At 42.8% G+C, this 16470-nt stretch carries 16 protein-coding genes; 1 reads left to right on the top strand and 15 read right to left on the bottom strand.

What is annotated here, in order from left to right; translation table 11 throughout:
* Positions 1 to 38: 38 nt before the first annotated feature.
* Positions 39 to 1664 carry a M28 family metallopeptidase gene (locus tag MTF66_RS14220; protein WP_248527542.1) on the bottom strand — a complete coding sequence of 542 codons (1626 nt, stop codon included), beginning with the start codon at positions 1662 to 1664 and terminating at the stop codon, positions 39 to 41.
* A gap of 127 nt (positions 1665 to 1791) precedes the next feature.
* Positions 1792 to 2811 carry an MBL fold metallo-hydrolase gene (locus MTF66_RS14225; RefSeq protein ID WP_248527543.1) on the bottom strand — a complete coding sequence of 340 codons (1020 nt, stop codon included), beginning with the start codon at positions 2809 to 2811 and terminating at the stop codon, positions 1792 to 1794.
* Positions 2812 to 2986: 175 nt separating this feature from the next.
* On the opposite strand from MTF66_RS14225, the gene MTF66_RS14230 reads away from it, so the two are divergent.
* The gene (locus MTF66_RS14230) at positions 2987 to 3580 is read left to right on the top strand and encodes a TetR/AcrR family transcriptional regulator (RefSeq protein ID WP_248527544.1); all 594 of its coding nucleotides are present in this window, start codon (positions 2987 to 2989) and stop codon (positions 3578 to 3580) included.
* Between the two features lie 59 nt (positions 3581 to 3639).
* On the opposite strand, the gene lipA is transcribed toward MTF66_RS14230, so the two are convergent.
* The 13 genes from lipA to leuS all read right to left on the bottom strand — a co-directional run bounded on the left by lipA (position 3640) and on the right by leuS (position 16348).
* A complete protein-coding gene (lipA, locus tag MTF66_RS14235; protein ID WP_054551675.1) occupies positions 3640 to 4605 on the bottom strand; it encodes a lipoyl synthase in 966 nt (321 codons plus the stop codon).
* On the bottom strand, positions 4602 to 5255 hold the full coding sequence (lipB, locus tag MTF66_RS14240) for a lipoyl(octanoyl) transferase LipB (RefSeq protein WP_082389180.1): 654 nt from the start codon (positions 5253 to 5255) through the stop codon (positions 4602 to 4604). The genes lipA and lipB overlap by 4 nt, the downstream gene beginning before the upstream one ends.
* A gap of 19 nt (positions 5256 to 5274) precedes the next feature.
* The gene (gene ybeD / locus MTF66_RS14245; RefSeq protein ID WP_054551674.1) at positions 5275 to 5553 is read right to left on the bottom strand and encodes a DUF493 family protein YbeD; all 279 of its coding nucleotides are present in this window, start codon (positions 5551 to 5553) and stop codon (positions 5275 to 5277) included.
* A gap of 183 nt (positions 5554 to 5736) precedes the next feature.
* Complete coding sequence (locus MTF66_RS14250; RefSeq protein WP_058585340.1) at positions 5737 to 6897, bottom strand: serine hydrolase; 1161 nt, start codon at positions 6895 to 6897, stop codon at positions 5737 to 5739.
* Positions 6898 to 6951: 54 nt separating this feature from the next.
* Positions 6952 to 7719 (bottom strand): septal ring lytic transglycosylase RlpA family protein, encoded by a 768-nt coding sequence (locus MTF66_RS14255; RefSeq protein WP_054561832.1) that lies wholly within the window; start codon positions 7717 to 7719, stop codon positions 6952 to 6954.
* Positions 7719 to 8825, bottom strand: coding sequence for a rod shape-determining protein RodA (gene rodA / locus MTF66_RS14260; RefSeq protein ID WP_062564348.1), 1107 nt, complete (start codon positions 8823 to 8825; stop codon positions 7719 to 7721). Before rodA ends, MTF66_RS14255 begins: the two co-directional genes overlap by 1 nt.
* On the bottom strand, positions 8822 to 10702 hold the full coding sequence (mrdA, locus tag MTF66_RS14265; RefSeq protein ID WP_217876403.1) for a penicillin-binding protein 2: 1881 nt from the start codon (positions 10700 to 10702) through the stop codon (positions 8822 to 8824). The genes rodA and mrdA overlap by 4 nt, the downstream gene beginning before the upstream one ends.
* 8 nt (positions 10703 to 10710) lie before the next feature.
* A complete protein-coding gene (gene rlmH, locus MTF66_RS14270; protein ID WP_248527545.1) occupies positions 10711 to 11181 on the bottom strand; it encodes a 23S rRNA (pseudouridine(1915)-N(3))-methyltransferase RlmH in 471 nt (156 codons plus the stop codon).
* A 27-nt stretch (positions 11182 to 11208) separates the two neighbouring features.
* Positions 11209 to 11526 (bottom strand): ribosome silencing factor, encoded by a 318-nt coding sequence (gene rsfS / locus MTF66_RS14275; RefSeq protein WP_054561829.1) that lies wholly within the window; start codon positions 11524 to 11526, stop codon positions 11209 to 11211.
* Between the two features lie 55 nt (positions 11527 to 11581).
* Entirely contained in the window at positions 11582 to 12217 is a 636-nt protein-coding gene (gene nadD, locus MTF66_RS14280; protein ID WP_248527546.1) for a nicotinate-nucleotide adenylyltransferase, read from the bottom strand.
* Between the two features lie 12 nt (positions 12218 to 12229).
* Positions 12230 to 13270, bottom strand: coding sequence for a DNA polymerase III subunit delta (gene holA, locus MTF66_RS14285; RefSeq protein WP_248527547.1), 1041 nt, complete (start codon positions 13268 to 13270; stop codon positions 12230 to 12232).
* Positions 13270 to 13758, bottom strand: coding sequence for an LPS assembly lipoprotein LptE (lptE, locus tag MTF66_RS14290; protein ID WP_062564351.1), 489 nt, complete (start codon positions 13756 to 13758; stop codon positions 13270 to 13272). Before lptE ends, holA begins: the two co-directional genes overlap by 1 nt.
* Position 13759: 1 nt before the next feature.
* Entirely contained in the window at positions 13760 to 16348 is a 2589-nt protein-coding gene (gene leuS / locus MTF66_RS14295) for a leucine--tRNA ligase (protein ID WP_248527548.1), read from the bottom strand.
* Between the last annotated feature and the right edge of the window lie 122 nt (positions 16349 to 16470).

The following is a 16470-nucleotide window of genomic DNA, read 5'->3' on the forward strand; positions in this document are numbered from 1 at the left end:
CCGAGCAACTAGCTCGGTTTTTTGTATCTAGGCGAAGGTTATTGCTTGTCTTGTAAGCGACGAGCTTTGAAATCAGACTCGGCTTTCCACTTAGGCCAATCGCCGTTATCAGCAAGTTTGGCGGCAATATCAACGATCAGTTCAATATCTTGCTCAACACCGCCCATAGACCAATCTGCTGAATAGTCGTCAGCTTCTTTATGATATTTGTGCGCGATGTAATCAGGATCTGTATCACCTAAGCTCATAAATAGTAAGCTAGGTACGCCTTGCTTAGCTAGAGAGAAGTGATCAGAGCGGAAGAACAAACCATTTTGAGGACGCGGGTCCATTTTTACATGACGACCTTGTGCTTTCGCTGCATCTGCAAGGTAGTCTTCCATTTCAGACATGCCTTTACCGTATTGTAATATGTAGTCAACGCCATCAAGTACGTTCATACCATCAATATTAAGCAGTGCCACCATTTGCTTGGTTGGTACAATCTCGCCAGTAGCGAATTGCTCTGAGCCAATAAGCCCTGTTTCTTCAGCGGTAAAGTTGGCAAAGATAATAGAGCGTTTAAATGGTTTTTTCTTATGCATTTCAGTAAGAATACGGGCTATTTCAACCGTTGCTGCGCTACCTGATGCGTTATCAACAGCACCATTGTAGATTTTCACGCCGTCATCAGTTTGCTTGGTACCAAAGTGGTCCCAATGCGCACCAATTACAATGTACTCATCAGGAGTTTCGCTACCTTTGAGTGTTGCAACAACATTATGCGATTGCGCTTGAGAGATATCACTTTTCAGTGTCAGCGCTGCTTTCGCTTTTAAGTCGACAGGTTTAAAGTCTGCTTTTAGTGCGTTAGCTTTTTCAGTTTGATAATCAAGACCTGCTTGAGCAAAAATTTCATTTGCCGCTTGTTCATCAATCCAACCCATTACAGGGATGTCAGAAGCATTTTTATCTTGGTCGATTAAGGTGTATTTACTACCCGTGTTTGAGCTTTCTACAACGCCCCAAGGGTATGCGGCAGGAGCCGTTTCGTGAACGATAAATACCGCTTTTGCACCTTGGCGAGCACCTTCTTCATATTTGTAAGTCCAACGACCGTAGTAGGTCATAGCATTACCGGTGAAAAGCGCGTCGTCTTGGGTGGCAAAACCAGGATCATTAACAAGCACGATAATTGTTTTGTCTTTTACATCAATATCTGCAAAGTCATCCCAATTATATTCAGGTGCATTAATACCATAGCCAACAAACACAACAGCAGAGCCATCGATGTTGATTTCAGGGTTAATTTGTTGGGTACGGGCGGTAAAATCACTGCCAGCATTAAAACTCAAATCACCCACTTGTAAGGTCATGTTTTGATCTGGAGTGAGTTTTGCCATGGTAACTGGCTGTAAAAACTCACCATTAAAACTACCGCTTAAGCCGAGTTTTTTATATTCATCGGCTAAATAGTTAATAGTGAGCGTTTCGCCTTCAGTTAAAGGGCCACGGCCTAAGAATTCATCAGAGGCGAGGGTTTTAATATGTGAGCGTACATTGGCAATGTTTACTGCTTCATTGCTTTCAGCGTTTGGTTTATCAGTGCTTGTTGTTGGTTGCTCAGAGCAGCCGAATAAACCAATTGCAAGTGCCAAGCTTGCATACTTAAGGTGAGTTGTCATAGTTTTTCTGGTTGATTGCACAGGGTTTCACTATATGGGACGCGAAGGGGGGCTGTCCAGAAAGAGTCTACAAATAACTAATTATTCAGGATGAAAGGATAATAATGCACCTTTCATCCTGTCAATTTTACCACCACGCTTTATCAATGGCGGTATCTTGAATTTTAAATACCTCTCCAACTAGCGGAGTACTCAGTGATACTTGCTCTTGCCCTGCTTTTTTAGCGACACGTTTAAGTGGGTCATACCAAGCATGAAAGGCGAGATCGAATGTACCATTATGCACTGGCACCATCACATCACCTTGTAAGTCGAGGTGAGCTTGCACTGATTGTTCTGGTGTCATGTGAATGTCAGCCCAATCTTTGTCGTAAGCTCCGGTTTCAATAAAAGTGATATCAAACGGCCCATAGCGATTACCGATCTCTTTAAAGCCAGCAAAATAGCCAGAGTCACCGCTAAAATAAAAGCGTTTGTCATTTACTTTAATAGCCCAAGAGCCCCAAAGAGTTTTATTGCCGTCTGTTAAACCTCGGCCAGAAAAGTGCTGGGTTGGTGTAAATACAATTTGGCTATTTGCCATATTTTGCTCTTGCCACCAATCAAAACTATGCACCTTTTTTTCATCAACGCCCCATTTTTTCAGATCGTTTTCGACTCCTAATGGCACATAAAAAGAATCTGTTTTATCAACAAGCTGTTTAATTGCTGCTTTATCTAAGTGGTCATAATGGTTGTGCGAAATAAACACTTTGGCAATGTTTGGTAGCTCTTTAATGCTGATAGGTGTTGGCTGAAAGCGCTTTGGCCCTATGAATGAAAAAGGCGAAGCGCGCTCTGAAAATACCGGATCAAATAGCCAGTATTCGTCATACACTTTCGCTAAAATAGAGGAGTGACCTAATTTCACAAAATGCACTGTGTCATTAGATAAACGCTCAAGCTGTGCATGGGAAACAGAATGCATAGGAAGCTCGCCTTTTGGCTCTGCATCAATTTTCTTTTCTGTAATAAAGCGTTTGAAGATACCTAGCGTTTTCTTAAAGCTGGGTCTTTCTACCTCAGCAGTATTGTGGAACTTGCCATCAGATAATTGCGCAGAGTGGCTGTTATCACTCACGCCTTCAGCGGCTAATTGATTATTCATAATAAACACTCCTATCACGATGCATAGAGTGGCGATTGCGAGCCATTTTAGAAATTTCATATCGTCACCATAAGTAAACTACACGGTGTAGTTTTTCATGGTTTGCTATAAAAGTAAACTATCTAGTGCATTTTTTATTTTTGCGTTACACTAGTAACCCTTATCGGAGGGGTCCATGAAATTATCACAGAGAAAACGATTAGATATTTTGAATGCAGCTGAGACATTGTTTTTTCAGCAAGGTGTTGAGCATACAAGTATGGATCAGGTTGCAAGCTTAGCGGGTGCCTCAAAGCGTACCGTATATAATCACTTTGAAAATAAAGATGTGTTGTTTCAAGCCATTCTAGTGTTTATGTTTGAAAAAGTCCGTCAAGAGCAAGCGGTTGTATTTGACGCCGCTGTGCCAATTGCAGAGCAGTTAACACGCATTGCTGAACAAGAAGTGGCGCTTTTGACCTCTGAAGAGTTTTTAAAAGTAGCGAAAGTCGCTTTCATGCAGATGTTACAGCAGCCTGATTTAGCAAAATCATTAGCCAGTAACAACATGGGCTGTATGCAAGATCTGGTGGCGTTTTTAGAAGCAGGTGTGAAAGCACAGCTTTTAACGATTGATGATGTTGAGTTTGCAGCAAAACAGTTTGTGTATCAGTTAAAGTCGTTGATCTTTTATCCGTTGCTGTATGGCTTTGAGCGCCAAGAAGGCGACTCCTATAACAAAGTAATAAGCGAGACTGTAAAAATGTTCTTAGCGCGTTATGGGGGCTGATATTTTGGAACATAAAAAAGCCCGCTTAATGCGGGCTTTTTAAATATCTGCAAGAAGGTTTACTTCACTTCTTTACCAGCTGCTTGTTGGTCAGCATGGTAGCTTGAGCGAACAAATGGACCACAGGCTGCATGTGTGAAGCCAATTTCGTCCGCATAATCTTTTAATGCATCAAACTCCGCTGGCGGCACATAGCGTTTAACCGGTAAGTGGTGCTTAGAAGGTTGTAGGTATTGACCTACTGTTAGCATATCAACGTTATGCTCGCGTAAGTCACGTAACACTTCTTCGATTTCGCTAATTTCTTCACCTAAACCTACCATCAAACCAGACTTAGTTTTCACATCTGGATGTGCTTCTTTAAACCGGCGTAACAACTCAAGTGACCATTTATAGTCAGCACCTGGACGCGCTAATTTGTATAAACGCGGTGCTGTTTCTAGATTGTGGTTAAATACATCTGGCGGCGTCTCGATTAATATATCAAGGGCTCTGTCCATACGACCACGGAAATCAGGTACTAGAATTTCAATCGTGATTTCTGGGTTGTGCTTGCGAATTTCACGAATACAGTCAGCAAAGTGCTGTGCACCACCATCACGTAAATCATCACGGTCTACTGACGTGATTACAACATAACTTAGCTTCATGTCTTTAATAGTCAGCGCTAGCTTTTCTGGCTCAGCTGCGTCTGGCTTTAATGGACGGCCATGGGCAACATCACAGAACGGACAACGACGAGTACAAATAGCACCTAAGATCATGAAAGTCGCAGTACCATGGTTGAAGCATTCAGATAGGTTAGGGCACGAAGCCTCTTCACACACTGAGTGTAAACCATGTTTACGCATCGCTTGTTTAATACCATCAATACGTTCAGTTGATTTTGGTAAGCGAATTTTTAGCCACTCTGGCTTACGCAACATTTCGTTTTTTTCAGTCGGTAAAACTTTAACTGGGATCAGTGCCATTTTTTCTGCATCACGCAGTTTTACGCCTGGTTCCATTTTGACTGGTTTATTCATTCGTTTTCAAACCCTTCAGTGTGCTTAACCACAGTAGCATTAAGCTTTTTAATCATGTGTTTTACAAGCCCTGCACCTGCTTGCTCGAGGTTCTGCGGACCGTTAAGATCGGTTGTTTGCACCATGTTCATGCCAGCATAGCCGCATGGATTAATACGTAAAAATGGACTTAGATCCATACTTACATTTAGTGCTAAACCGTGGAAAGAGCAACCGCGGCGAACGCGAAGGCCTAATGAGGCAACTTTGCTGTCGTTAACGTAAACACCGGGTGCATCCGCTTTCGCGTAGGCATCAATGTCGTAGTCTTTTAACGTATCAATAATGCACTCTTCAAGCCAGGTTACCAGCTCCCTTACACCAATGTTTAAACGACGTAAGTTGAATAGCACATACATCATTTGTTGGCCTGGTCCGTGATAGGTAACTTGACCACCACGATCCACTTGGATCACTTCGATATCACCGGTATTTAATAAGTGCTCAGCTTTGCCTGCTTGGCCTTGCGTAAATACTGGCTCGTGCTCTACCAGCCAAATTTCATCTGCTGTGTGCTCATCACGGGTGTCGGTAAAAGATTGCATTTTTTGCCAAATTGGCATGTAACGCTGACGACCTAGTTGACGAACGATTAATTCTCTTTCGCTCACGACTTACTCCGTAATCGGCCTATAGCATGTGACGTACGTCATCGATGTTGCTGATCACGTTATAAATTTCTTCAATGTGCTCTTTACTTGTAACCGTTGCTACAAGCGTTACAGATTCGTAATTACCTTTGCTGCTTGGTTTTACCTTTGGCGCATAATCGCCAGGTGCAATTGGTTGCAGCTTTTCTAGGATCTGATCTGTTAGATTTACGTTAGCTAAGCCCATGATTTTAAATGTGAATGGGCATGGGAAATCTAAATACTCATCAAACTTAGTATTTTTTACAGGTTGAACCACGACGGTGACTCCTCAAACAGTGAGTGTGCTTAATAGAGGTGTTCTCTGCCATTTCTTGGCGTTAAGCAAACTTAGATTACGACGCACTCGACCCAGCGCGACTGATATGGGGCGCATTCTATCATTTTTCAGACAAAAAAAAACGCCTTGCGGTGCAAGGCGTTTATAAACTTTATGACCAGATTACTGAATTTGTAAACGTAGGTAATCGTAGATCTTGCTAAAGAAGCTGCCTTCTTCCACTTCTTCTAGTGTAACTAGTGGATATTGTGCAATTTCTTCACCTTCAAGCTGTAAGAATAGCGTGCCTACTTTAGTACCTTTAGCAAGCGGTGCTTCTAATGTTTTATCAAGTTCGAAGTTCGCTTTTAAGTTTTTACGCTGACCACGTGGAATCGTAATTGGTGTGTCTTCTAAGATACCTAACGATACGTTTTCTTTGTTACCCATCCAAATACGTTGCTCAGCAAAGCTGTCGCCTGCTTTATATGGCGTGATTGTTTCGAAAAAACGGAAACCGTAGTTTAATAGCTTTTTGCTTTCAACTTTACGAGCACGTTCGCTTTGAGTGCCCATTACTACCGCGATTAAACGCATATCATCTTTAGTTGCAGAAGTTACTAAGCTATAACCCGCTTCTGATGTATGGCCAGTTTTAATACCGTCAACGTTCATGCTTTCATCCCATAACAATGAGTTACGGTTGTATTGCTTGATGCCGTTAAAAGTGAATGATTTTTTCGCGTATACTTCGTACTCATCTGGTACATCGCGAATAAGTGCAGCACCTAAGGTTGCCATATCACGTGGTGTCGTGAAGTGTTCGTTAGTATCTAAACCATGGCTATTCACGAAGTGGCTGTTAGTCATGCCAAGCTTTTCAGCGTGGGCATTCATTAAATCAGCAAATGCGCTTTCACTACCAGCAATGTGTTCTGCCATTGCTACACAGGCATCGTTACCTGATTGAATAATGATACCGTGGTTTAAGTCATCAACACTGATTTGCTTACCGACTTCGATAAACATTTTTGATGATTCAGGAAAATTCTTTGCCCAGGCTTTTTCACTAACTGTAACCATATCAGTTGGTGCAATATTACCTGCTTTGATTTCAGTACCAATTACATAACTGGTCATCATTTTGGTTAAACTAGCCGGTGCTAATTTTGTATCTGCTTCGCCTTCGGCAATTACTTTACCTGTGGTGAAATCAACCAAGAAATAACCTTTCGCATTAACTTGAGGTGGGGCAGGGATAATTTGGGCTGTTGCAGAAAATACGCTAGCTGTGCAAACAAGGCCACAAACGCCACTTAAGATTTTATATTTTATAGATTTCATCGTACTCATTAATGGTTAAAGTTAAACATGTTGCGTTGACCTATTCTAAAGGTCTTACTCACTGTAAAGCAAGAACGCGTTCTGAAATTGGTTTTGTTTTAGCTTTTCTAAAACTGCTTGTGCTTCTGCGGCATCTTTTATTGGACCAAGACGTAATCGATAGATTCCATCTTTTTCAACAATGTTTGTTGGCACATGATATTGCTGACGAAGTTGAAACGCCAGCGCTTCAACATTAGCAAGAGTACTTCCCGCTGCAACCTGAATGTAGCTTAAACGAGGGGCAGAATTGGCAAGGGTAACAGCCTCAACCTTAACACGGGCTGTACCTTGTCGGTAATAACCTAATTTATAGGCCGCAGAATAAGATAAATCGATAATCCGGTCATCATGAAACGGACCACGGTCGTTTACGCGAACAATTACTGATTTTCCGTTATCTAAATTTGTTACTCTGGCAAAGCTCGGTAGCGGCAGCGTTTTATGGGCTGCTGTCATCGCAAACATATCGTACACCTCGCCGTTTGAGGTGTGATAATTGTGAAACTTTCGACCATACCACGAAGCTATGCCTTCTTCTGCATAGCCTGTTTCATCTAGCATCGGCGTGTAGCGTTTACCACGGACTTCGTAAGGGCGACTAGCGCTTGCGCTTTTAACAACCGGGGTGACTATGGCATCTTGCATTTCAAGTTCGGTTGGTTTTCGAAGCGGGGCTGCATCATGCTCCATAGCATAACGGCCTTGCTGAGATGAAGAGCTACATGCTGCTAGCAGCACAGAAAATAACGCTATAAGTAAGTAATTGACTCGCTGTGTCATTATTTTAAAAGCATCCTTTTATCGGTGGCGATAGACATGATAATGCCAAATCCGGCCATCAAGGTCACCATTGAGGTGCCACCATAGCTTATTAGAGGTAACGGAACACCTACTACAGGCAGTAAGCCCGAAACCATGCCAATATTTACAAATACATAAACGAAGAAGGTCAATGTTAATGCACCGGCAAGCAGTTTACCAAACGCATCTTGCGCGTTGACCGCAATATATAAGCCACGACCAATAATAAACAAGTACATACAAAGTAATAAACAAACCCCAAACAGGCCAAACTCTTCGCTCAGTACAGAAAAGATAAAATCGGTATGACGCTCAGGTAAAAACTCTAATTGTGATTGGGTACCTTGCAGCCAGCCTTTACCTTCAACGCCGCCAGAACCTATCGCAATTTTCGATTGAATAATGTGGTAACCCGAGCCAAGCGGGTCGCTTTCAGGATCTAAAAAGGTCAATACCCGTTGTTTTTGATAATCAAGCATCACGTAATGCCAAAAAGGCCATGCTGCCAAACCAACAGTAGCAGATAAAAAGCCAATAAGACGCCAACTTAGCCCAGATAAAAACAATACAAATATCCCTGAGCTGGCAATCAGAATAGAGGTACCTAAGTCGGGTTGCTCTTTAATTAAAATGGTTGGCACCATTACAATCGCAAAGCCAATAATTAAATGGATGATTCTTGGCGGTAAATGGTTACGTCCGATATACCATGCAACCATCATTGGCACGGCTATTTTCATTAACTCTGACGGCTGGAAACGGGTCACACCTAAGTCAAGCCAGCGCTGTGCACCTTTTGAACTAACCCCAAATAACAACACCCCAACCAGCATTAAAAGCCCCACGCAGTAGAGCGGAATAACCATACTCTTTAATGTGTTAGGCGAAAACTGCGCGAGTATAAACATACCTAAGATAGCGCCAAACATACGTGTTGCGTGGCGTATCATCATTGCAGAGTCTTGGCCGCTGGCACTGTATACAATAGCAAGGCTGGCTACCATCATCGTCATAAGGGCGATAAGTAGTGGTAAATCGAGATGTAGGCGCTGCCAAATTGAGCGTTTTTTATTTAATGGGATCATGGCGCGTCACTTTGGGCTATTTGAATCGGGTTCGCTGAGAAGTAGTAATCCATTAATTGACGCGCAATTGGCGCACCAACTGTACTACCACCACCGGTGTTTTCAACCACCACAGAGACCACAATTTGTGGGTCGTTATAGGGTGCAAAACCAACATAGATAGCGTTATCACGTTGGCGCTCTTTAAGTGATTTTGCGTCGTAACGCTCACCTTGAGCAATACTCACAACCTGAGCAGTACCGGTTTTACCCGCTGGGTCATAATTTGCCCCTTTGAATGCCTTATGCGCCGTACCTGTGACTTTATGCACGGTGTTGTGCATCGCATCTAGCGCAATTTGCCAATGATGAGGGTTTTTTAATACTACAGGTGGCTTTTCATCATTATTAATTTGCGTTACTTCGTTTTCTTTTTTAGCGACTTGTACAAGGTGCGGAGGATGATCGAGCCCGCGGTTCACTAATATGTTGGTTGCATTAGCTATTTGCATTGGTGTTGCGGTCCAATAACCTTGCCCGATACCTACAGAAATGGTGTCGCCGCGCCACCATGACTCTCTAAAGCGAGCTTCTTTCCATTCTTTTGATGGCATAATGGCAGATGTTTCTTCGTGAATATCGATTCCAGAGAGTTCGCCAAAGCCAAACTGCGTCATAAAGTCACTGATTTTGGTGATCCCTAAACGGTAAGCAACATCGTAAAAATAGGTATCGCATGACTCTTCAATAGCACGATAAACATCAACATGACCATGGCCCCAACGTTTCCAGTCACGCCATTTGTGCTCCACATTAGGAATTTGGAAAAAGCCCGGATCCCAAATTTGTGTTTGCTCGGTTACCAGTCCTTCCTCAAGGGCAAGGATCGACATATGAGGTTTTACTGTAGAGGCAGGTGCATAACGCCCTTGCGTGGTACGGTTAATTAGCGGTCTGTCAGGGTTTAACAACTTTTTGTAATCTGTGCTGCTGATACCATGGACAAATAAATTCGGGTCATAACTAGGGTTAGAGTAGAGCGCTAAAACGCCGCCATCTTTAGCATCAAGCACTACAATGGCACCACGCATATCTTTTAAGGCATGTTGAGCAATTTGTTGCAGGCCAATATCCAAAGTAAGTACTAAGTCGTGACCAGGCTCAGGTGGCGTGAGGCTTAAAGTGCGGATAACTCGGCCACGGTTATTCACTTCAACGCGCTGCGAACCAACCACACCATGAAGAAGTTCTTCGTAATATTTTTCGATACCCAGTTTACCAATGTCGTGTGTTGCACGGTAGTTCGTTGCTTGGTCTTCTGCTTCAAGTTTGGTGAGTTCTTTTTTGTTGAGTTTGGCAACATAACCTAAGGCATGGGTAAGGGTATCACCATAAGGGTAATAGCGAGCTAAACGCGCTTCGATACTAAAGCCAGGAAACTTATGCTGATTAACCGAGAACTTTGCAACTTCGGTTTCGTCTAAACGGGCTTTTAAAACTTGGCTTTTAAAGCGGCGATTGTGCTTAATGTCATCTAGAAAGTCAGCTTTTTGTTGCTCAGTTATTTCGATAACTTTTTCAACTTCGCTCAGTGCCTCTTCAAGGTTATCAACTTCCTCGGGTATTACTTCTAAATTATAAACTGGCTTGTTTTCAGCCAGTAATACGCCATTTCTGTCGTAAATAAGCCCACGGTTAGGGGCAATTGGAATAACTTTGATGCGGTTATCGTTCGAACGTGTTTGATAATCTTGATGTTCGATAACTTGGATGTTGTATAGGTTAGATAACAACACACCAATTAACAGTGTAACAAACACAAAACCCACAAATGCTCGGCGAGCAAATAAGTTTGCCTCAGCCGAGTGGTCTCGAATCGTGGGTCTGTGTTTTCGCATTGGCTTTACTACTCGCGATGATAAGGGTGGTTGTTATTCAAGCTCCAGCCTCGGTATAGGCTTTCTGCAACAATAATGCGCACTAGAGGGTGCGGTAGTGTCAGGTTTGATAATGACCACTTTTGCTCAGACGCTGCAATACACTCAGGTGCTAAGCCTTCTGGTCCGCCGATCAATAAGCTGACATCGCGACCATCAAGCTGCCACTTTTCCATACTTTTTGCCAACTGATGGGTATCCATTGGCTTACCGCTCACCTCTAGCGTTACAATGCGGTTGCCTTTAGGGATAGCAGCAAGGGTCTTTTCGCCTTCAAGTTGTAAAATACGTTTGATATCCGCATTTTTACCACGTTTACCTGCGGGGATTTCAATTAGCTCAAGGGGCATATCACGTGGGAAGCGACGTTGATATTCTGTGAATCCGGTTTCAACCCATGCTGGCATTTTGGTGCCAACAGCAATCAATTGTATTTTCAAAATGGTTACCTATGTCCTTGCTAAGGGTTAGCCCCAAAGTTTCTCTAGATCATAGAAGTCGCGAGATTGGTCTTGCATTACATGCACTACCACATCACCTAGGTCTACAAGCACCCATTCGCCTTCGTTTTGGCCTTCGTATCCGAGAGGCTCTTCACCTGCATGGCGTGCTTCTTTAGCAACGTGGTCAGCAATCGATTGTACATGGCGTTTAGAGTTACCTGAGCACACTAACATGTAATCAGTAATGTCAGACTTACCACGAACATCAAGCTGTACCACATCACGGGCTTTCATATCGTCGACTTTATCAAGGGCAAATGCGAGTAGTTGTTTAGAATCCAAAGTGTTTTCTCAAAAATAAATAATCTTAATTGTTATTTTATCACGCAGGCAGTATTTATTCATCTGTTTGGTAAAGATGATGCTGCGCAATGTATTGACTTACATTGGTAGGTAAAAGTTCCGTTATACCGTCATTTAAATGCAGCTTTTTTCTGATTTCGCTTGAGGCGGCATTAACTTGTAAGCCATTTAAAAAGAATAACTTACCTGCAGGGGCTTGTTGTAGCTGGCTAAGTTGCTCTGTTACGGCATTCTCTTTATAAGCTGCAAGTTCACCAGATACTTGGCAGTGCTGCCCCGGGCGCTGGTACACGACGATATGACAAAGTTTGACAATCTCTTGCCATTTAAACCATTTATCTAGGCTATTGAATGAGTCCATGCCGATTAAAAACATAATCGGCGCTGCTGGGTTTTCTGCACGAAGCTCTTCTAAACTCAGCAAAGAATAAGACGCACCTTCTCGGTTTAGTTCGCGGTAATCGATAGCAAAATGCGGATTGTCGTCAATCGCAAGTTTTAGCATATTAATGCGATGCTCATCACTTATTCCTGGCTTGGCTTTATGAGCAGGAATAGCGCAAGGCATGAAGTAAAGGGTATCGAGTTGGCACTGCTGAACACACTGCTGGGCCATATTAATATGACCTAAGTGAATTGGATCAAAGGTGCCACCAAAAATAGCAATCATGAATTGTTACTCTTAGTCAAAGACCGGGTGGCAAGGTAAAGGTATCGCCACAGGTTGGCAAAACACTAAGCATATTTGCATTAATGCTTGGTAGGGGGCTACAAGGTTGCCTTGTTTATATGCGGCATCAAACTGAGCTAATTGTTTGGTAATTTGTTCGAGTACTTGGATGTTCAAGCGATTTAAGGCCTGTTGTACAACCGCTTGTTGGTTTTTCCAAATATTATACTTTTTGTATAAATCAGCCATATTGGCACCATTCAAGCGCCCGTGTTGCATAGCCAGTAAGTTAGCTGCTTCTTTATTGATGGCCCAAAAAATACTCATGGCTTCAGTGTTATCAGCAGCCAGTTTAGTCATTACTTTAACCGCTTGTTCGGCGTGGCCATTTAATAAAGCATCACTTAAATCAAAAATATCAAATTTTGACTGATTCAGTAGCCCTTGCATAACGGCTTGCTGGTCAATTAGCTCACTACCATAAAGCAAAGATAGTTTTTCTAACTCTTGATGGCAGGCAAGTAAATTTCCTTCAGTGGCATCAATTAAGCTTTGTTTCGCGTTGTTGTGAAGGTTTAAGTTTAAACGATAGCATTGCTCATCTAACCAGCGGCTCAGGTGATTACCTGTTAATGGGTAACAAGGAACAAATAAGCCTTGCTTATCGAGGGCTTTAAACCAAGCACTGCGTTGAATATCTTGGCTGGCTTTGGCACCTTTTAAAACCAAAATAGTATCGGGATTAGCAAGCTCAACAAGCTGCTTAAAAATTTGACTGCCTTGCGTACCTGGTTTTTGCTCGTTTAAATCAAACTCAATTAAGGTACGAGCGCTGAACAGTGACATACTTTGGTATTGAGCAACAATTTCTTGCCAATCAAAACCCGGCATTAAGGTAAATTTGATTACCTCGTCAAAGCCTTGCTGTTTAGCTGCTTGACGAATTTGCATGATGCACTGAGCAATTTGGTAAGGCTCTTCACCAAAAACCATGTAAAAGGGCGCGAGGCCTTTTGTTAACTGGCTAGGAAGCTGGTTTGCATAACAACGCATTACAGTTGTGATAACTCTCGAACAATACGACGACTCGCTTGCTTACGAATTTCGCCTAATAGCAAATCAAGCTCTTTTGCTTTTGCAAGGGCATTGTCTGGGTCGTCTTGGTAGTTACGATATAATTCAAAGCTTTGATTAATCGCTTTTTGTCCAGGGCGCTTCAGGGTATAGCTTACACTGTAGGCAAGTTCATATTCAGCAACCTGACCATTATCAAACAATGACAGAATTTGACGCTCTAAACGATCTCTGTGAATCTTTAATTCAGGGTGTTTACCAACTTGGTTAAGCTCAACTTTACTCGCAATCAGTTCTTTTTCGACTAATTCGAATAATGCTGACTTTTCATCATCACCAACAAGGGTGATTACTTTCAAGTCGTCAGGCAAGTTAGAGGCTTTCTTTAAATGAAAGCCACAACTTGTCAGCAGTAAACAGACTAGCGCAAGGGCTAGTCCGTTTTTCAGTGCTTGAAGCGCTGCCATCTTAGTTAGCAACCACGTTAAGTAGTTTGCCAGGTACGTAAATTACTTTACGGATAGTCGCGCCTTCAGTGAACTTAGTCACGTTTTCTTCAGCAAATGCTAATGCTTCAACTTGCTCTTTGGTTGCATCTGCAGGCACTGTTAACTTAGCACGTAGCTTACCGTTAACTTGTACAATGATTAGCTTCTCATCTTCAACAAGTGCTGACTCATCAACTGTTGGCCATGCTGCATCTAAGATGTCGCCTTCTTTGCCAAGGTCTTGCCATAACTGGTGACACATGTGCGGTGTGATAGGCGCAAGCATGATAAGTAATGCTTCAAGTGCTTCGTTAGCAATTGCCACATCTTGTTTATCAGCAAGTGGTGCCTTAAGTAACTTGTTCGAGATTTCCATGATTGCAGCGATTGCAGTGTTGAATGTTTGACGACGTTCAACGTCATCAGTCACTTTTGCAATTGCTTTATGAAGTTCACGACGAAGAACTTTTTGGTCGTTGTTTAATGCCGATTTATCAAGTGCTTGGTAGCCTACTGTTTCTACATCAACAGCGTATTTCCAAATACGTTTTAAGAAACGCATTGCACCTTCAACACCTGAGTCAGACCATTCAAGAGTTTGCTCTGGTGGTGCTGTAAACATCATGAATAAACGAACTGTATCTGCACCATACTCGGCAATAACTTGTTGTGGGTCGATACCGTTGTTTTTCGATTTCGACATTTTGCTCATGCCCGCAGAGAATACAGGCTCGCCATCTTCTTTGTGCCACGCTTTAACAACACGACCTTTGTCGTCTGTTTCAGTTTGAACGTCTGTTGGTGAAATCCAGATATCACCGCCTTTCTCATCTTTACGATAGAAAGTATCAGCTAATACCATGCCTTGACATAATAAGCGCTCAAATGGCTCATCTGTGTTTACTAAACCAAAGTCACGTAATAGTTTGTGGAAGAAACGCGAGTAAAGTAAGTGCAAGATTGCATGCTCAATACCACCAATGTATTGGTTTACTGGTAACCAATAATTTGCAGCACCTGGCTCGATCATGCCTTCGTCAAAACGTGGGCTACAGTAACGAGCGTAGTACCAAGACGACTCCATGAAGGTATCGAAGGTATCAGTTTCGTGGAATGCAGGCGCGCCATTTACAGTTGTTTTAGCCCACTCAGGATCAGCTTTGATTGGTGAAGTCACACCATTCATTACTACGTCTTCTGGTAGGCGAACTGGTAGCATGTCTTCTGTTGCTGCAAGCTCATCACCATTTTCGTCGCTTAACATTGGGATTGGAGAACCCCAGTAACGCTGACGGCTAACACCCCAGTCACGTAGACGGAAGTTCACTTTACGCTCACCTACACCCAGCGCTTCTAGTTTGTCTGCAACGGCATTAAACGCTGCTTCAAACTCAAGGCCATCGAACTCACCCGAGTTAACTAACACGCCTTTTTCTGTGTATGCTTGATTGTCTAAATCAACAGTTTCTTCAGACCCTGCAGCTGGTGCGATAACTTGGGCAATTTCAAGGCCATAAGCTGATGCGAACTCGTAGTCACGTTGGTCATGTGCAGGAACCGCCATAACTGCGCCTGAGCCGTAATCCATTAATACAAAGTTAGCAACCCAAATCGGTACTTGCTTACCTGTTAATGGGTGAATCGCATAAAAGCCAGTTGCAATGCCTTTTTTGTCCATGGTTGCCATGTCTGCTTCAGCGATTTTCGTGTTTTTACACTCATCAACAAACATAGCTACAGCGTCGCTGTTTTTAGCGGCTTCTTGTGCAATTGGGTGACCGGCAGCAACTGCTACGTACGTCACACCCATGAAGGTATCTGGGCGCGTTGTATAAACACTGAATGTATCTTCGTTATCTGCACGCTTAAATTCGATTTCTAAACCTTCAGAACGACCAATCCAGTTGCGCTGCATGGTTTTAACTTGCTCAGGCCAGTGATCAAGCTTATCTAAATCGTCTAGTAGCTCTTGTGCGTAATCAGTGATTTTGATGAACCATTGTGGAATTTCTTTTTGCTCAACAATGGCACCTGAACGCCAACCACGACCATCAATAACTTGTTCGTTAGCAAGTACAGTTTGGTCAACTGGATCCCAGTTTACTGTTGACATCTTTTTGTATACTAAGCCTTTTTCGTAAAGCTTAGTGAAGAACCACTGTTCCCACTTGTAGTATTCTGGGTGACATGTTGCGATTTCACGATCCCAATCATAACCAAAGCCTAATTGCTTTAACTGGTCGCGCATGTAATCGATGTTTTCGTAAGTCCACTTAGCAGGGGCTGTGTTGTTTTTGATTGCCGCATTTTCAGCTGGTAGACCAAACGCATCCCAACCCATAGGTTGCATTACGTTTTTGCCTTGCAAGCGTTGGAAGCGTGATACTACGTCACCAATGGTGTAGTTACGAACGTGACCCATGTGGAGTCGGCCGCTTGGGTATGGGAACATAGATAGGCAGTAATACTTTTCTTTGCTCTCATCTTCAGTGACTTTAAATACTTGGTTTTCTTCCCAGTAGGCTTGTACTTTTGACTCAATGTCTTGCGGGTTATATTGCTCTTGCATCTACGATTCCAGACTTCTTGCAAATTATTAAAAAATTGTCGATAAGGATAACCCAAAATACATGCTAATCACAGCGGCAAATAGGCGCTTTTGTTAATTTTCCGAGGAAATATATTTTCAGG

It is taken from the genome of Pseudoalteromonas sp. 2CM39R, from assembly GCF_023161845.1.